Source organism: Paenibacillus dendritiformis, assembly GCF_021654795.1.
Taxonomy (GTDB): domain Bacteria; phylum Bacillota; class Bacilli; order Paenibacillales; family Paenibacillaceae; genus Paenibacillus_B.
The window spans coordinates 3,360,705-3,380,474 of record NZ_AP025344.1 but is presented as its reverse complement, the minus strand read 5'-3'; the positions used below and the strand labels follow the sequence as shown (position 1 = coordinate 3,380,474).

Below are 19,770 nucleotides of genomic sequence, written 5' to 3'. Positions count from 1 at the left end.
GTAAGTGTTGAGAGATAAAACATTTTTGGTTACAGGCGGAACACGAGGAATTGGAAAAGCGACAGTAGAGGCGCTTGTCGCATTGGGGTCGAATGTAGCCTTCACCTATAAAAGCAATAAAGAACTTGCCGAAGAAATTTGCCGTGAACTGGGAAACGAGCAGAAAATTTTAGCGATTCAAGCTGATGTTCAGGATTTCTCTCAAGCGAAAGAAACGGTTGAAACAGTAAAAAGATACTTCAAGGGTTTGGACGGATTAGTTATAAATGCGGGAATTGCGAACTTTAAACCATTATACATAATGAGTGAAGATGACTGGGATTTAACGATGCAAACAAATTTGAAAGGAACATATAACTATACACGAGCTGTTATTTATGATTTTATTAAACAAAAACACGGCAACATCGTGTGCGTCAGTTCAGTAAGTGCGTTCCGCGGATATGAAGCCCAGACCAATTATTCTACCACAAAAGCCGGGCAAATCGGCTTTGTCAAAGCGTTAGCTAAGGAAGTATCAAAGTATGGTGTTCTGGTAAACGCAGTTGCTCCTGGGGTAATAGACACCCCAATGTGGGATCCGGCATCTGAAAGTCGTAAGGAGAAAATAATTAAAGAAATTCCTTTAGGCAGAGCCGGCCAACCATCGGAGGTAGCAGATGCTATTTGTTTTTTACTAAGGTCTAGTTATATTACGGGAACGGTTATAACAGTTGATGGCGGAATGACAATTTAAACTATATTAAAGATAAATGATATCTGGAGGTATTGATATGACAACTCAAAATATAAAAGAAATCGTAAAAAATATTGTATCTGAAATTGCAGAAGTTAATCATTTTGGAGATGATACTAATTTTGTGGATGAATTACATATCGATTCGGTTATGATCATTGAAGTTATATTCCGTTTAGAAAAGGAATTAAAAATAACGATTCCAGAAAGCCATGTTCATCGGTTTTTAGACTTAAATTCTGCAGTTCTCACTGTACAAGAAATAATGGAGGGTAATTAACGATTATAAAGGAGATTCGCAATGAAAAAACGAATAGCAGTTACGGGTCTTGGTGTTCTTTCTCCTATCGGATCGGGAACGGATAAATTCTGGAATGCTTTAATTTCTGGAAATGTGGGTACGAAGGAGATTCATGCCTTTGATACATCATTATTTAGTGTAAATATTGGAGGGGAAGTAACAGATATTGAACCGACTTCTTTTATCCATAAATCACATCCTGAAATGCTGGGAAGAGCATCACATTTAGCTGTGGCGGCATCTCGTATGGCTTGGAATGATGCCGGGATTTCAACTAGCAGTTACCCAAGTTACCGTGTTGGTGTATGTATGGGTAGTACAATAGGCAATATCTCTATATTAGAAAATATTCATGATATGGGTTTAAGCGAGCAAAATGATGTTCATCCAAATTATGTTTTGAATTATTCTTTGGCTTCAATAGCCGGTTCCGTGTCTGCAGAATTAGGACTTGAAGGTCCCAGCTTAACGATTTCTACTGCGTGCGCATCCGGTAATAATGCTATTAGCCGTGGAATGGATTTAATTCAGCAAGGAATGGCTGACGCTGTAGTTGTAGGCGGCGCAGATTGCATGTCAAGGACATGTTATACCGTGTTTTATAGATTAGGTGCAATCGCACCGGAAGCTTCTCGACCTTTTACTAAAGATAGAAAAGGTATGATCGTTAGCGAGGGAGCAGGCAGCCTAGTGTTGGAGGATATGGAGAAGGCAATGGAACGCGGCGCCAGAATTTACGCCGAACTTGCTGGATATGGTCTTTCTTGCGATGCATACCATCTTACGGCGCCTCATCCTGAAGGGATGGGAGCGGTGCTTGCAATGGATAGAGCAATGCAAGACGCCAACGTAGCTAAAAAGGATATTTCATATATCAGCGCTCATGGTACCGGAACGAAAGCTAATGATAGCAGCGAATCCAAAGCCATTTATTCGATTTTCGGTGAACAAACGGATTCGATTCCGATAAGTTCTATTAAATCCATGTTAGGTCATACCATGGGAGCGGCCAGTGCGATTGAAGCAGTTGCCTGCACGTTAGCCATATATCATTCTGTAATTCCTCCAACAATGAATGTAACCGAACTTGATCCAGAATGCGTGAAAAATGTAGTACCTAATCGAGCTGTGTATCAACCAGTTAATGTTGCAATGAGTAATTCTTTTGCTTTTGGAGGGAATATTTCCACCATCATTCTGAAAGGAGTAAATCATGACCCTCAATGAAGATCGTATTGTAATTACCGGTATGGGAACTGTCTCTGCCTATGGTGTTGATGATAATGCTTTATGGTCAGCTATTAAAGATGGAGTTATTCCTCAAGCACGATTAAATCCTAAAGAGGTACCCAAGGTTGTTAGAGTCAATCAATTTCACGCTGCTGATTTTTTGGGAAAAAAAGGGTTATTATTTATGAAACCGTGTTCATTATTTTTGTCAGTAGCTTCCGAAATGGCTTTAAAAAATGCCTTTAAAGATAAATCAGTGATTGATCCGGATCGATTGGGTATTTTTGTGAGTACTAATTATAGCGGGTTTAAAATGAGCGCTGAATTTGATAAAACAACGATTACTAAAGGTCCAAGGTTTGTTAGTCCCATGGAAACACCTAATACAGTCGATAATTCACCGGCATCTTATTTAGCTATACGAATTCAATCTAGAGCCTTTAATGCTACAATAGCGTCTGGATTTTGCGCAGGATTGGATGCTTTAGGTTATGCAATCAGTATGCTGAGACAGAAAAATGCGGATATTGTAGTTGTTGGAGGCACGGAAGAGTGGAACGATGAGGTAAATTGGTATTATAAGCACGCTGGGTTATTGCCCAAAGAATATGAAGAGAATTCAGGTAGGGCATTTCATCCCGAAAGTAACGGAATTATGCCAGGAGAAGGCTCCGCTGCTGTTGTGTTGGAGAGATATGAAGATGCCATTAAACGCAAAGCAACCATCTTAGGAGAACTCGTTAATTGGAATGCTTGTTTTGCTCCTGTTGAGGATGAAGAGAAAAGAGTGCAAGGATTTATTAGATGCATTAATACAACGATCCATGCAGATGCTGCTCGAGATGAAAATATTGATTTGATCATATCAGGAGCAAACGGACTTCCGTGCCATGATCGTATTGAATCAACTGCTTTTATGACTAAATTCCCCAATAAGCCGATTTTAGCTATCAAAAATACCATTGGAGAAACTAGCGGTGCGGCAGGTTTGTTTCAGTTAGTCGCATCCTTACATGCGATAAGAAACAAGACGAACTTTTGTAATAAAACGAACAAACAATTGGAAGGGATTGAAACTGTGTTGTTAACTGCAATTGATTTGTTTGGAGGAATGAGTTCAGTCCTTGTCAGAAAAGTTAATGTCTCATAATAAAGGTGATAAATATGAATGTAGCGGAAGTTCAACTGAATCCATTAACTGATGCGCAGCGAAGAATATGGAATACGGAACTACTTTATCCAAATACAGCACTATGTCTTCTAGCAGGAACCATAAAGATAAAAGGCAAAATAGACATACATATACTGGAAAAATCAGTTAATTTAGTTATTCAAAATAATGATGCCTTACGCATTAGATTAATTCAACATAATAATGAGATTAATCAATATGTGGAGAAATATACATATCAAAAATTTCAATTTCTAGATTTTAGTGAATCGCAAGACATGAACCACATATACGATACCTTACATGGGTATAATAAAACTTCAATGGAACTGCTAAATTCAAATTTATTTCAATTTATTATTTTCAAAGCGAATAACAATGAATACGGATATACGATAAAAATTCATCATATTATCTCAGATGGTGTATCGATTGAGATGATGTTGCGGCAAATTCATGAGAATTATTCACTATTGCTTCAGAGTAAAGTGGATCCAAATCGACGAATGCCGTCCTATATAGATTATATCTATGCCGAGCATGATTATAAAAGCTCAGAGCGGTACCAGATAGACAGAAATTATTGGTTAAGTGAGTTTCAAACAATACCAGATAATTATGAATTGAAACCATACAATCCTATAATAACGAGTACAATAGGAAATAGGAAAAATCTTGTAATAAAAGGGGCGCTCTATCAGCGATTACAACAATTTTGTCAACAAAATAGAATAAATATGCTTGCGTTTTTTCAAGCAATTATTTTTATATATTTGTATAAAGCAACAAATAATCATGATATTGTCATAGGTACAAATTATTCGAACAGAACTACCAAAAAAGAAAAAGACACCATGGGTATGTTTACGAGCACAGTTGCATTACGGCTGCATGTAGATCCTCAAGAGGAAATTATTTCATTTATCCAGCGACTCTTTATGAAAAATTCTAAAAATCTTAGACATCAAAAGTATCCATATAATGAATTAATTAAAGAGTTAAGAAAAATCCACAATATAAATCATTTACATCGACTTTTTGGGATTGCAGTGGAGTATAGGACGTTTAATTTTATAGAGCTAAACAGAATGGAAACTGAATATGAATATCAATTCTGCGGCGATGAGGCGAATGATTTAGTCGTTCATATCATTGAAAAATTAAAAGAATCAAACATAACGATTCATTTTGACTATCGTACGTTCGTATTTGATGATCGACAAATGGATAAATTGATTAATCATTTTCTTAAGATTGCAGACTATATGTTGGAACATAGCAGAGAGAAGGTAGGAAGCGTTTTTTTGATTTCGGAAGAAGAGCTAACCCAAATAAACGATGTATTTAACAATACGAAAGCGGAATATCCGAAAGACAAGACGATCCATGAGTTATTCGAAGAACAAGCAGAGCGAGTTCCCGATCAAATTGCGGTCGTATACGAAGGGAAGACATTGTCATATAAAGAGTTGAACCAGCGATCTAATCGCTTGGCTCGCAGACTGCGCGCAGAAGGGGTTGCGGTTGACCAACGCATAGGGATTATGGTAGAGCGTTCACTTGAGATGATCGTCGGAATCCTTGGCATCCTCAAAGCCGGGGGGGCGTATGTGCCGATTGATGCGGAATACCCGGCGGATCGTATTTGTTATATGCTGGATGATTCCGGAGCGAATTTGTTATTGACCCAAAGTCATTTGCAAGGACGTATAGCATTTGAAGGAACGATACTTTGTTTAGATGAATCCTGTAGTTACGATGAAGATGGATCCAATCTTGAACCTGCCGCGGGATCGAATGATTTAGCATATGTGATATACACATCGGGAACAACCGGAAAGCCCAAAGGGGTTATGGTGGAGCATCGAGGGTTGTGTAATTTAAAAGTAATGTTTGAGGAAACATTGCAAATCACGGAGAAGGATCGAATAGTACAGTTTGCAAGCCTGTCATTTGACGCCGCGTGTTGGGAAATTTATAAGGCATTGTTACTAGGCGCCACGTTATATATACCGACTGCTGCAACGATCCGGGACTATTCATTATTTGAAGCATTCATGGATAAGCATAAGATCACCGCATCCATCATGCCACCGAATTATGTAAACTATTTGAATCCGGAACATATGCCAAGTTTGACCAAGTTGATCACAGGGGGCTCCGCTTCATCTGTGGAATTGGTAGAAGCCTGGAAAGACCACGTAAAGTATTTTAACGCTTATGGACCGACGGAAGCGTCCATCGTTACGGCATTATGGTCAAGTACGGAGGAGGGAACAGGCCTTAAATCCGTTCCAATCGGCAGACCGATACCAAATCACCAAATTTATATACTAGATGGAAATGGGGATGCAGCTCCGATTGGTATGGTCGGAGAGTTGTGTATCGGAGGAGTCGGATTGGCAAGAGGCTACTTAAATCGTCCGGAACTGACCGCAGAGAAGTTTGTGAGTAATCGATTTGCTCCAGGAGAGCGGATGTATCGAACGGGTGATTTGGGGCGTTGGTTACCTGATGGAAACATAGAATATCTGGGACGCCTCGATGATCAAGTAAAAATCCGCGGCTACCGGATTGAAATCGGGGAAGTTGAGTCGGCATTGTTAAGCGTGGGCGATGTGAAGGAAGCGACTGTCGTGGCGCACCAAGATGAGAAGGGCGAGAAAACACTCTGTGCCTACTTTGTAGCGAATCAGTCATATTCAGTAAGTGAGATAAAAGGAGTATTATCGGAAAAATTGCCTCAGTTCATGATTCCGTCTTACTTTGTACAGCTCGAACAAATGCCAATCACAGCAAATGGGAAAATAGATCGCAAGGCATTACCTGTACCCGATGGAAAGTTGCAGACAGGGACAGAATATGTGGCTCCACGGAATACTATGGAAGCTACACTTACGGAAATCTGGCAGGAAGTGCTCGGTTTAAAAAAGGTTGGAGTAAAGGACAACTTCTTTGATTTAGGCGGTAATTCTCTTAAAGCCATGAATTTAGTTGCGAACCTTTCTAAGGGGATAAATGTAAATACAATGTTAAGGGATGTATTCAGTTATCCGACGATTGAACAAATGGCATTTTTTATTTTAGAAAAAGAGCAGGAACTTTATATCCCTATTCCTGTTGCGGCAAAGAGGGACTATTATCCTTTGTCATCTGCTCAGAAAAGAATGTATATACTAAGCCAAATGGAAGGCACTGATGTTGCTTACAACATACCGTTCATATTGGAAATAGAAGGACCGCTAAAGCGAGAAAAAGTGAATTCTGCCTTGAAGCAATTGATTGAACGTCATGAGTCGCTTCGCACTAGTTTCGAAATTTTGAATGGTGAACCGATGCAACGCGTTCACGACAATGTCAATTTTGGTGTTACAACTATAGAATTGGAGCGTGAGGATGTAGAGAATTATCTAAGAGAGTTTATACGACCCTTTCAGTTGACGCAGGCGCCTTTGTTAAGAGTGAGTCTATTACAGTTGGGTAAAGAGCATTATATTATGATCATTGATATGCATCATATCATCTCAGATGCCGTGACAATTGATATTTTTGTGAATGAATTCTTCAAGCTATATGAAGGTGAACAGTTGCCCGAGCTTCGAATTCAGTACAAGGATTATGTATACTGGCACCTGGAACAACAGCATCGCGGCAATTTGAAGAAACAGGAAGGATACTGGTTGAACGTATTTGAGGGAGAAATCCCAGTACTCGATATGCCTGCGGACTTTGAACGACCTCTTAAACTAAGCTATGAAGGAGCTTTGCATAATTTTAATATTGACGAAGAAGTATATAAAGGTTTGAAGAAAATTGTTGAACAGACAGGAAGTACCTTGTACATGGTACTGTTGGCTGCATACACGATATTATTATCGAAATATACAGGACAAAAAGATATTATCGTGGGAACACCAATTGCTGGACGAAATCATGCCGATTTAAAAGGGATTGTAGGTTTTTTTGTAAATACCTTGGTGATTCGCAGCTATCCCCTTGGCGAGAAGACATTTTTAGAATATGTGTACGAAGTTAAAGATACAATGTTAAATGCTTATGAAAATCAAGATTATCCATTTGAACAATTGGTCGAAAAGGTCAATTTTAAGAAAGCGGCAAATCGTAATCCTTTATTCGATACGATGTTTGCTGTTCAAAATTTAGATCAACTGGAGTTTAAGAGGAAGGACCTAGACGTGAAACCCTTAGCTCTAGAGCATAGGGTTGCTAAATTTGATTTAACTTTGTTTTTCAATGTAGGTCAAACGAATTTATCAGGATCTTTTGAGTATTGTACAAAATTGTTTAAGAGAAATACGATAAAATTAATCTCCAATCATTTAATGGATATTTTATCCACCGTTGTTGGGAAGTCAAATATTAAGTTGTCTGAAATCAAATTAAATGATCACGAAGATGTTAAATCAATTGAATTATTTGAATTGAATTTATAATACCCGGCATATATCAGGGAGGTGGATGATATGACAATATTTAATAAACAAGAGCTTTTTTGGAATAGTGTATTCGATGTTGATGATCAAATTACTTATTTACCATATTTAAAACCGGCTTCAAAGGAAGCGGATTTTAATAATACGTATTCTTCACTTGAAGCTTCGTTATCAGCCGAATGTTCTGAAAGAGTAATTACGATCGCCAATCAGTCACAAATGGCTATATATATGATTTTATTAGCTGGGGTAAATTGTTTATTGCATAAATACACGGGAAAAGAAAGCATCATTTTTGGGATGCCTTCCCTGAAATCCACAATCCATGATCAAACCGTACTAAGTGATATATTAATTATTAAAAATAAGGTAGACCGTTCCAGTTCATTTAGAACAGTGTTTAAACAACTCAATGTGTTTATAAAGGAAGCTATTGAACATCAACACATTCCATTTCGGAAGATGACTGGAAACTTAAATCTGCTGTACGATCATAATAACTTGCCGAAAGTGAATATAATCATTTCTTTGGATGGGTTGCATCATTGTTCTTACATAGAAGCTGTAGCTTCGGATGTAAGATTTGAATTTTATATTACGAATCATCGCATTCATTATAAGTTAGTTTTTGATGAGTCTCTTTATGATAAAGAATTTATAATTCAGATTGCAGAACATTTGGATCGAATCTTCTCTATTATTTTATTTGAACCTGACCTTGATTTTGGCCAACTCAAATTATTAACAATTAGGGAAGAAAGCGAAATTTTTACTGTATTTAATAATACAACAGAGTATGACCAGTGGGACAAGACGGTTCATTCGATATTTGAAGAGCAAGTTGAGATTGCTCCAGATCGAATTGCAGTTGTTTATGAAGGGCAAAAATTAACATACAAGCAATTAAATGAACGAGCAAATCAATTAGCTCATGCATTGCTAAAAGAGGGAATTAAGACCGAACAACTGGTAGGAATACTGGTAGAGCGTTCTCTTGAGATGGTCATTGGGATCCTTGGCATACTTAAAGCTGGCGGAGCGTATGTACCGATTGATCCGGAGTATCCGGAAGCACGGATTCAATATATAATCAAGGACTCAGATATCAAGCAGTTGCTAACCCAACGCCATCTTCAAAATCGATTTAATTTTGCAGGGAATGTAATGTTTTTAGATGAAGAAAATGATAGCCTTCAAGATATCTCAAATCCAGGGAACTTTGCCGGCCCTAATCATTTGGCATACGTGATCTACACATCAGGCACTACGGGCAATCCCAAGGGTGTAATGGTAGAACATCAATCCATAGTCAATACTTTAACACAATTAGAAAAAAACTATCCGCTAAAAACAGAAGATTCTATTTTGTTAAAAACAAATTATACATTCGATGTATCCGTAACGGAGCTGTTTGGATGGTTTTTTGGGTCAGGAAGATTAGTTATTTTGAAGCCTAATTTAGAGAAAAACCCAGAAGCGTTATTGAACATCATACTAGAAGAAAAAATAACCCACATTAATTTTGTCCCCTCAATGTTGCAAATGTTGCTTCACTCAATAAAGCCGACTGATGCGAAAACCCTGAAATCATTGCAGTATGTATTTGCAGCGGGTGAGGCACTGCCAATAAGAACAATAGAGGAATTTTATGCTTGCGGATTACGAGCACGACTAATAAATGTCTACGGACCAACAGAGACCACAATATATGCCTCAGAATATACAACGAGTGAATCTACGCTTGAATTCATTAATACACCGATTGGTAAGCCCTTTGGGAATATGCAAGCGTATATTTTAAATTCTGAAAATCACCCGCAACCGATAGGTGTAACAGGAGAATTATGTTTAAGTGGAGTAGGGCTGGCGCGAGGGTATTGGAATCGTCCTGATCTAACTGCGGAGAGGTTTGTACCAAACGTTTTGGATTCAAGTAAACGCATGTATCGTACGGGAGACTTGGCCCGTTGGTTGCCCGATGGTAATATCGAGTATCTAGGCCGCATTGATGACCAAGTAAAAATACGAGGTTATCGTATCGAAATTGGAGAAATAGAAACGGCGTTGCTTAAAGTGGAAACTGTCAAAAGTGTGGTCGTTACAGCACTCGAGAACGAGAACGGAAATAAAGCATTATGCGCTTATATAGTAGCTGAGAGGGATTATGCGGTAAGTGAATTAAAGGAGATTCTATCTAAACAATTACCAAGCTACATGATTCCGTCTTATTTTGTACAAATCGAGCAAATTCCTTTAACACCAAACGGAAAAATAGATCGGAAAGCACTGCCAGTTCCAAAAGGAAACATGAAGAGCGAAACGCACTATGTTGCCCCAAGGACAACCATCGAGCAAGCTCTGGTAGAGGTTTGGCAAAATGTATTGGGCGTGAGACCGATTGGTGTTTTTGACAATTTTTATAATTTAGGCGGAGATTCGATAAAATCTATACAAGTATCGTCTAGAATGTATCAAGCCGGTTATGGGGTAGAAATGAGACACCTATTAAAATACCCTACTATTGCTGAGTTAAGTATGTATGTTCAACCCACGACAGTCGTATCAGATCAAGGGGAAATCGTAGGAGCAGTTCCGCTAACACCAATTCAATCGTGGTTTTTTGAATCAAATTTTGAAGATCAATATTTTAATCAAGCGATGATGCTTTATAAAGAAGGACGTTTTGATATTGCGCTTTTAAGGAATGTGATGACACATATCAGTAAGCATCACGATGCTCTTCGTTCAGTGTTTGCAGAACGTAATAATAAAGTTGAAATGAACATACGCGGGAGCGAAGAAGGCACTTTATATACACTTGATGTATTTGATTTTCAAAATGAAGAAGATCTTGCAAACACAATCGAAATCACAGCAAATACGATTCAAAGCAGCATGAACATAGGCGAAGGTCCAATGATGAAATTGGGACTGTTCCGTTGTGCACATGGTGATCATTTATTGATTGTGATTCATCATTTGGTTATTGATATGGTTTCTTGGCGCATCCTGCTAGAGGACTTCGCGACGTTGTATGGGCAAATTGAGAATGGGAATGCGATTCAAGTTCCACAAAAAAGCGACTCTTATAAATTGTGGTCGAAGCGACTATCTGAATATGCAGAGGGTTCTGAAATAAAGAAAGAGCTTATGTATTGGGAGCATATTGAGCAGACCGTTCAGCACAAATTGCCAAAAGATTACGAAAATAACGTCGTATTTTATGACAGCAGCGATGTCATAGCCATACAATGGTCAGAGCAAGAAACTGCCAGCCTGTTAAAAAATTCCAATCAAGCTTATAATACGGAAATTAATGATTTGTTATTGACAGCTCTTGCTATTGCGGTTCACAAATGGACAGGGATTGAAGAAATTTTGTTGAGTTTGGAAGGGCATGGTCGAGAAACGATTATGCCCGATCTAGATGTTACACGTACAATAGGATGGTTTACGAGTCAATACCCTGTTTTGCTGCCATTGAAACCAAATCATGATTTGTCTAGTCACATAAAGACGGTAAAAGAAGTATTGCGTGCGATCCCTAATAAAGGGATTGGATATGGTATTTTGCGTTATATATCCAATTGTTGGGATAGACATGAGTATTTGAAGCCAGAGATCAGATTTAATTATTTGGGTCAATTCGATCAGGATTTTGAATTAAGCGGATTAAAAGTATCAGAATATTCAATCGGTTCCGTAGTCAGCGGAAAAACAATTAGAATGAATATGTTGGATATCACGGGGCTGGTACAAAACGGAAGGTTAACTTTTAAGATTGACTACAGCCTAAAACAATACCGTAACGAGACAATTCACCAATTTGCTAATTGGATTAAAGAAAGCTTGCAAGATATTATTCATCATTGTGCAAGTAAAGAAACAGTCGAATTGACTCCAAGCGACCTGACATTAAAAGGGATGACAACAGAAGAACTGACACAAGTCATTGAACAAACTTCTTATATCGGCGAAATTGAGGATTTGTACGAATTAACTCCGCTGCAAAAAGGAATGCTTTTCCACAGTATGAAGGATTCACATGCAGGTGCGTTTTTCGAACAATTATCCTTTGATCTACATGTACAGTTGAATGTAAAAGCATGGGTGAAAAGCTACGAAGCATTAATGAAAACACATTCAATCTTACGTTCGAATGTGTACCAAGGGTGGAAAGACACACCGCTGCAAATTATCTACAAGCAAAAAGCATGTGAATGGTTATTCGAGGATTTACGTTCATTAAGTTTTGAAGAGCGCGAAAAGCATCTAGCATCGTACATGATAACTAATAAAGCTAGAGGGTTTAAGCTTGAAAAGGATACGCTCTCACGTATTGCTATCATGCAAACGGACAATCATACGTACCGGGTTATTTGGAGTTTCCATCATATTATAATGGATGGTTGGTGTATGCCTCTCGTAATAAAAGAATGGATTTACAATTATGAAGTATTGATCGGGGAAAAAGCAGCTAAGAATACATTAATTACACCGTACAGTCGATATATTGAGTGGCTTGCGGAACAAGATGGCCTTGCAGCAGCTAACTATTGGAAAGAGTATTTAGCCAACTACCAGGAGCATACCGTGATTCCATATTTTAAATCAAACCACGCGGAAGCATTCTCAACAGAGACTCTAGCCTGTGAATTGGATATGACGCTAACCGATAGACTGCACCAGATAGCTAACCGTAATCAAGTGACGATGAGTACGTTAATGCAAACCATGTGGGGGATTTTGCTTCAAAAATACAATAATAGCGAGGACGTTGTATTTGGTACTGTAGTTTCAGGAAGACCGGAAGTAATTCCAGGTATCGAAAGTATGATTGGCTTGTTCATAAATACCATTCCAGTTCGTGTCAGAAGCGAGAAGTGGATGACTGCTGCCCAGTTGATGCAACACATCCAAAGATCGATGATTGCTACTAAACCATATGAAGCGTACCCGCTGTTTGAAATACATGCAAAAACGGAGCAGAAACAAGATTTGATTAACCATATTTTGGTGTTTGAAAATTATCCTCTTGAGCAGGATTGGGTTAATGAAAAAATTAATAATACAAAGTTAAAGATTACCAGCCTCAAAGTAGAGGAGCAGACCAATTATAATTTTAATGTTTTAGTGATACCGGGACATAAGATGGAGGTCCGCTTTCAATATAATGCGAACGTATATGATCGTATAAACGTTGAAAAAATCGGTAGGCATTTTGTTCACCTTCTCCGGCAAATATCACAAAATCCAGATGTACTAATAAAGAATCTGAGTGTGATTACAGATGCAGAGAAAACAGAAATTTTTGAGATATTTAACAATACAAAAACGTTGTATCCGAGAGATAAAACAATATATGAGTTGTTTGAGGAGCAGGCTGAACGCGTACCCGACCAAATAGCGGTAGTATACGAAGGACAACAACTTACATATAGAGAGTTGAATCAACGAGCGAATCAGTTAGCGCGCACACTTCGAGAAATAGGGATAGGGTTAGACCAAAGAATAGGAATCATGGTAGAACGTTCTCTCGAAATGATTGTCGGAATCATTGCTATACTTAAATCTGGAGGGGCATATGTGCCTATTGATCCAGATTATCCTGAAGAACGAATTCGTTATATGTTGGACGATTCAGAAGCGAAATTGTTATTGACACAAAGTCATTTAAAGATTCCTGAGGTTTTTTCCGGTATATCTTTGAATATCGACAAAGAACATAGTTATCATGTTGATCGGACGAATTTAGAGTTGTTAAGCAGTTCATCGAATCTTGCATACGTCATTTATACTTCGGGAACTACTGGAAAACCAAAAGGTAATTTAACTGTACATCGAAACATCATACGGGTTGTAAAAAATACAAATTATATAGAGATTAATCAATCCGACAAAGTGTTGCAGTTTTCCAATTATGCCTTTGATGGTTCAACATTTGATATTTTTGGTGCATTGTTAAACGGGGCTCAATTGGTTATGGCTCCAAAAGAGACGATGTTAAATGTGCGGCAATTAGCTGCCTTGATAGAGGAAAAACGTATTTCTGTTATGTTTATGACCACAGCATTTTTTAATGTACTCGTTGATATTGATGTAAATTGTTTAAAGCATGTTCAAAAAATCTTGTTCGGCGGAGAGCAAGTATCAGTTAAACATGTACGCAAAGCACTTCAATTTCTCGGTCCTAATAAATTAAAACACGTTTATGGTCCAACGGAGAGTACAGTATTTGCTACATGTTACGACATTAATGAAGTACCAATTGATGCAGTTAACATTCCAATTGGACAACCGATAAGCAATACGGAAATATATATTGTTGATTCCGCAAATCAATTGCAACCGGTAGGAATCATAGGAGAACTGTGTATTGGAGGAGATGGCTTAGCACGCGGATATTTGAATCATCCGGAACTAACAGCAGATAAGTTCCAGGAGAACCCGTTTATGTTAGGAGAGAAAATGTATCGAACGGGTGATTTGGCTCGTTGGTTGTTGGATGGTAACATTGAATTTCTAGGACGAACCGACTATCAAGTGAAAATCCGCGGCTATCGAATTGAAATTGGAGAAGTGGAAACAGCGTTATTAAGCGTTGAAGGTGTAAAAGAAGCCGTCGTTACAGTCCATGAAGATCAGAAAGGCGACAAATCTTTATGTGCTTACTTCGTTGCAAATCAGATTTATCAACCAAATGAAATGGAAGAAAGACTATTAACCCGACTGCCGAATTACATGATTCCTTCTTACTTTGCCCAAATCGAGCAGATGCCGCTGACTTCGCATGGAAAAGTCGACCGTAAGGCGTTGCCTATAATAGACATAAAGAATCAGGCAGGAAGTGATTATGTTGCTCCACGAAATACCCTCGAAAAAGAACTAGCCGAAATTTGGCGCGAAGTGCTCGGAATAAAACAGATGGGCATCAAAGATAACTTCTTTAATCTTGGAGGGCATTCATTAAGAGCAACAACCTTAGTCGCAAAGATTCATAAAAGAATGAATATTAATATAGCACTAAGGGAAGTGTTTAACAGCCCGACGATAGAGCAGTTAGCGAAAGCTATCCAAAATCTTGATCAACTGAATTTTGTATCAATTCCAAGGGCAGAACATAGAGAATTTTATCCCGTATCTTCTTCGCAAAAACGGATGTATATTCTGACACAACTCGAAGGTGCGAATATTAGTTACAACATACCTAGCATGTTGAGGATAAAGGGAGCTATAGATCTGGAGAAATTAAATTCTGTATTCAAGCAGCTGATTGACCGCCATGAATCACTGCGTACAAGCTTTGAAATTATACAAGGTGAACTTGTTCAACGGATTCACGATGTAGTTGACTTTACATTAAACCTGCGGAAGGTTACACAAGGCCAATTAAACGAATATACTCGGCAATTTATTCGTCCGTTTAGTTTAAAAGAAGCTCCCCTCTTAAGAGTTGAGCTATTGGAGATTGAACCACTGGAGCACCTTTTATTCATCGATATGCATCACATTATTTCAGACGGTGTTTCAATGAATGTGTTCATTCGCGAGTTATTCCAATTGTATGAAGGAAGAGAACTGCCGGCGATAAACAATCAGTATAAGGATTTCGCAGTGTGGCAGCAAGATGAAAAACAACAGGAGCATAAAAGGCAACAGGAAGAATATTGGGTGGAATTACTAAAAGGAGATCTTCCTGTTTTGCAATTACCAACCGATTTTGTAAGACCAGCAATACAAAGCTTCGAAGGAGCCACACATAAATTTATTATTGATAAGCAAAGAAGTGATGCGTTAAAACAATTGGCAGAAGAAACAGAATCAACGATGTACATGGTTATGTTGGCTTTATTTACAACGATTTTAGCAAAATACAGCGGTCAAGATGACATCATCGTCGGTAGTCCTATTGCAGGCAGAATTCATGCGGATTTAGAGCATGTTATCGGGATGTTTGTTAATACATTGCCGATGCGTAACTATCCGACAAGGGAGAAGACGTTTGCTGAGTATCTCGGGCAAGTGAAGGAAAATGCATTAAAGGCATATGAAAACAAAGATTATCCATTTGAAGAATTGGTAGAGAAACTGGATGTTTCGAGGGATTTAAGTCGTAATCCAATCTTTGATGTAATGTTTTCATTCCAAAATCTAGAGCAAAATGTTGAAGGCATTCATGGATTGGAAATAGAACCGTATGAGTTTAATAATAGTATCTCGAAATTTGATTTAACGTTGGTTGCATTTGAAAAGGAAGACCAATTTCATTGTATGCTTGAGTATGCCACATCTTTGTTTAAAGAACAGAGTATGATTATCTTTGAAAGACATTTTATGCAATTGATCGAGTCAATAATTGGTAATCCACATAAGAAGCTTTCAGAGGTATCCATTATTACACAGTCAGAGAAAGCGGACATTCTTGATGTATTTAACAATACGAAAGCGGAATATCCGGAAGACAAGACGATCCATGAGTTATTCGAAGAACAAGCAGAGCGAGTTCCCGATCAAATTGCGGTCGTATACGAAGGGAAGACATTGTCATATAAAGAGTTGAACCAGCGATCTAATCGCTTGGCTCGCAGACTGCGCGCAGAAGGGGTTGCGGTTGACCAACGCATAGGGATCATGGTAGAGCGTTCACTTGAGATGATCGTCGGAATCCTTGGCGTCCTCAAAGCCGGGGGGGCGTATGTGCCGATTGATGCGGAATACCCGGCGGATCGTATTTGTTATATGCTGGATGATTCCGGAGCGAATTTGTTATTGACCCAAAGTCATTTGCAAGGACGTATAGCATTTGAAGGAACGATACTTTGTTTAGATGAATCCTGTAGTTACGATGAAGATGGATCCAATCTTGAACCTGCCGCGGGATCGAATGATTTAGCATATGTGATATACACATCGGGAACAACCGGAAAGCCCAAAGGGGTTATGGTGGAGCATCGAGGGTTGTGTAATTTAAATGTAATGTTTGAGGAAACATTGCAAATCACGGAGAAGGATCGAATAGTACAGTTTGCAAGCCTGTCATTTGACGCCGCGTGTTGGGAAATTTATAAGGCATTGTTACTAGGCGCCACGTTATATATACCGACTGCTGCAACGATCCGGGACTATTCATTATTTGAAGCATTCATGGATAAGCATAAGATCACCGCATCCATCATGCCACCGAATTATGTAAACTATTTGAATCCGGAACATATGCCAAGTTTGACCAAGTTGATCACAGGGGGCTCCGCTTCATCTGTGGAATTGGTAGAAGCCTGGAAAGACCACGTAAAGTATTTTAACGCTTATGGACCGACGGAAGCGTCCATCGTTACGGCATTATGGTCAAGTACGGAGGAGGGAACAGGCCTTAAATCCGTTCCAATCGGCAGACCGATACAAAATCACCAAATTTATATACTAGATGGAAATGGGGATGCAGCTCCGATTGGTATGGTCGGAGAGTTGTGTATCGGAGGAGTCGGATTGGCAAGAGGCTACTTAAATCGTCCGGAACTGACCGCAGAGAAGTTTGTGAGTAATCGATTTGCTCCAGGAGAGCGGATGTATCGAACGGGTGATTTGGGGCGTTGGTTACCTGATGGAAACATAGAATATCTGGGACGCCTCGATGATCAAGTAAAAATCCGCGGCTACCGGATTGAAATCGGGGAAGTTGAGTCGGCATTGTTAAGCGTGGGCGATGTGAAGGAAGCGACTGTCGTGGCGCACCAAGATGAGAAGGGCGAGAAAACACTCTGTGCCTACTTTGTAGCGAATCAGTCATATTCAGTAAGTGAGATAAAAGGAGTATTATCGGAAAAGTTGCCTCAGTTCATGATTCCGTCTTACTTTGTACAGCTCGAACAAATGCCAATCACAGCAAATGGGAAAATAGATCGCAAGGCATTACCTGTACCCGATGGAAAGTTGCAGACAGGGACAGAATATGTGGCTCCACGGAATACTATGGAAGCTACACTTACGGAAATCTGGCAGGAAGTGCTCGGTTTAAAAAAGGTTGGAGTAAAGGACAACTTCTTTGATTTAGGCGGTAATTCTCTTAAAATATTATCATTAGTTCAATGTCTAACCAAAAAAATGGGCGTTAGTATAGATTTCCAAACTGTTTTCTATGCTCCGACGGTTGAATTAATGGCAATGCAATTACAATTAATAAGAAGCAATTTGACGAACGTAAAAAAGAAAAACACATTCATCCAATTAAATAAATATGGAAAAATTAATATATTCTGTTTTCCGCCTCCTCCAGGGATTGGGTTAGTTTATATGGAGATGGCTAAATTGCTAGAATCAGAGTGTGTAGTAAATGTTACAGACTTTATTGATCATTTTGAAAATTATGAAGCAATGCTATACGAATATGTAAAGGAAATCTCAAGCATACAGAATGAGGGGCCATATGTGCTATGCGGATATTCCGGAGGAGGTAATTTAGCATTTGAAGTAGCAAAAACGATGGAGCAGAGTGGAATGAGCGTCTCGGATATTATCATGATAGATACAACACCTTGGAACAAAGAAGTTCATATGATATCAACTCAACTAATGCATGATATAGCAAAGGAAAATGATTTAAAATACAATAAAAGAAAATATTTAGATTATATGGATCAACTAACCAACCTGGGTAAAGTGTCAGCTAATCTTCATAACATAGTTGTTGAAACAGTGACAACAAGGTATAAGAAAAAATGGAGAGATTATACTTGGAAAGTATACAAGGAGTATAATGGATATGGGAAGCATGATGAGCTATTACATCCTGTATATGTTAAAGAAAACATAAAAATTATCAAAAGGATAGTGGATGAAATCGTTAATAGTAAGATGGAATCAGACGTGTATTGAACGAGCTTGAAGAGGGGAAAGAGCTTGAAGTTGGTCTCGGAGAAAGCTGTGGGAGGCCCTTTTTAGGAATTAATTTTGTTTCAGGGGAACTTAAAGTCGCATTGAAGCCGAGCAGACCTAGAATTATTTTCTGATCTTTGCTCGGCTTTTTCTCATGTCTTTTTCTCTTAGGGTAAACGCTGTTTTCTCAAGCTCATTTTATGCGTATTTATGCATATTCGGAGAACGCTGGCCGTCACCCCGATGGGGCCGAAGCGGAGCGGAGGAGGCCGCTTGCGGCTAATGGACTTCAGGTTAAACATGACAAGGGAAAAGGCTTTTCTGCATTCGTTCGGACGAAAGACGGCACCAACAACTGTACCTGTGTTGCATCGTCAATAGCAGCATGCAGCGTAAAGGACGATGCCCGATCCTCCAACCATGGATAAGGAGTTGCGTCAATCTGCCATAGCATGCCCGCTTGCGGTTTGCGTTCACGTGGCTGATGGGCTTTACTGCGACGCCGTTGCTTCAGCGAAGTGACAGCAATTGCTTCCGTAATACTTGGCTGTGAACAGCTCAACGATTCGTTCCTTCACTTCATTGGGGAGGGCGTGACAAGGCTTTTTTCCTCGATTCTTGTGTATAAGTTCTTGGGCTCCTTCTCCGGATTGGTATTTTTTCTTCATTCGAATGACTTGGCGCTCTGATAAACCAAGCGCTGCCGCTCCCTCCCTGTTCGTCATCCGCCCATCTATGATTTTCTCCACAACGAGTACCTTCTTCATTTCTGCTTTCGTCAATGTCATTATCTCCTGTCCCATAGTGACATTATCTCAGAACAGTTATAGGGTGACATTATCACAGACGAATAACAAATTTAGCTCTCCTATATTTGACAACCGGTTCATAATTCACTATAATGGCTTGTAATCTTATACGGAATATACGTTGAAAGAGCGCAGTAGCAGGCAGTCACTGTTCACAGAAAGCCAGGGGTTGATGGGACCTGGCAGCATACTGTTTC

At 39.0% G+C, this 19,770-nt stretch carries 6 protein-coding genes, 1 pseudogene and 1 other annotated feature (1 of these 8 cut by a window edge); of the genes and pseudogenes, 6 read left to right on the top strand and 1 reads right to left on the bottom strand.

From position 1 onward, the window contains the following. Positions 1–4: 4 nt before the first annotated feature. The 6 genes from L6439_RS14880 to L6439_RS14855 are packed head-to-tail and all read left to right on the top strand — an operon-like array spanning position 5 to position 18,764. Positions 5–736, top strand: coding sequence for an SDR family NAD(P)-dependent oxidoreductase (locus tag L6439_RS14880; RefSeq protein ID WP_213468362.1), 732 nt, complete (start codon positions 5–7; stop codon positions 734–736). A gap of 37 nt (positions 737–773) precedes the next feature. Continuing rightward, positions 774–1,016 carry an acyl carrier protein gene (locus L6439_RS14875; RefSeq protein ID WP_168180066.1) on the top strand — a complete coding sequence of 81 codons (243 nt, stop codon included), beginning with the start codon at positions 774–776 and terminating at the stop codon, positions 1,014–1,016. Positions 1,017–1,037: 21 nt separating this feature from the next. After that, a complete protein-coding gene (locus L6439_RS14870; protein ID WP_168180067.1) occupies positions 1,038–2,264 on the top strand; it encodes a beta-ketoacyl-[acyl-carrier-protein] synthase family protein in 1,227 nt (408 codons plus the stop codon). Further along, positions 2,251–3,417 carry a beta-ketoacyl synthase N-terminal-like domain-containing protein gene (locus L6439_RS14865; protein WP_213468363.1) on the top strand — a complete coding sequence of 389 codons (1,167 nt, stop codon included), beginning with the start codon at positions 2,251–2,253 and terminating at the stop codon, positions 3,415–3,417. Before L6439_RS14870 ends, L6439_RS14865 begins: the two co-directional genes overlap by 14 nt. 14 nt (positions 3,418–3,431) lie before the next feature. Next, a complete protein-coding gene (locus L6439_RS14860) occupies positions 3,432–7,892 on the top strand; it encodes a non-ribosomal peptide synthetase (RefSeq protein WP_213468364.1) in 4,461 nt (1,486 codons plus the stop codon). 30 nt (positions 7,893–7,922) lie between these two features. Then, entirely contained in the window at positions 7,923–18,764 is a 10,842-nt protein-coding gene (locus L6439_RS14855) for a non-ribosomal peptide synthetase (protein ID WP_213468365.1), read from the top strand. 299 nt (positions 18,765–19,063) lie between these two features. Here the strand turns inward: L6439_RS14855 and L6439_RS29885 are convergent. Then, a pseudogene (locus L6439_RS29885) lies at positions 19,064–19,546 on the bottom strand (helix-turn-helix domain-containing protein); the annotation flags it as partial. Positions 19,547–19,685: 139 nt separating this feature from the next. Next, positions 19,686–19,770, top strand: a binding site (T-box leader); it runs 140 nt beyond the window's last position.

What these genes read in the sequence shown, in the direction of transcription:
- L6439_RS14875 (WP_168180066.1), top strand. Translation starts at nt 774, where the DNA reads ATGACAACTCAAAATATAAAAGAAATCGTAAAAAATATTGTATCTGAA.
- L6439_RS14870 (WP_168180067.1), top strand. Translation starts at nt 1,038, where the DNA reads ATGAAAAAACGAATAGCAGTTACGGGTCTTGGTGTTCTTTCTCCTATC.
- L6439_RS14865 (WP_213468363.1), top strand. Translation starts at nt 2,251, where the DNA reads ATGACCCTCAATGAAGATCGTATTGTAATTACCGGTATGGGAACTGTC.
- L6439_RS14860 (WP_213468364.1), top strand. Translation starts at nt 3,432, where the DNA reads ATGAATGTAGCGGAAGTTCAACTGAATCCATTAACTGATGCGCAGCGA.
- L6439_RS14855 (WP_213468365.1), top strand. Translation starts at nt 7,923, where the DNA reads ATGACAATATTTAATAAACAAGAGCTTTTTTGGAATAGTGTATTCGAT.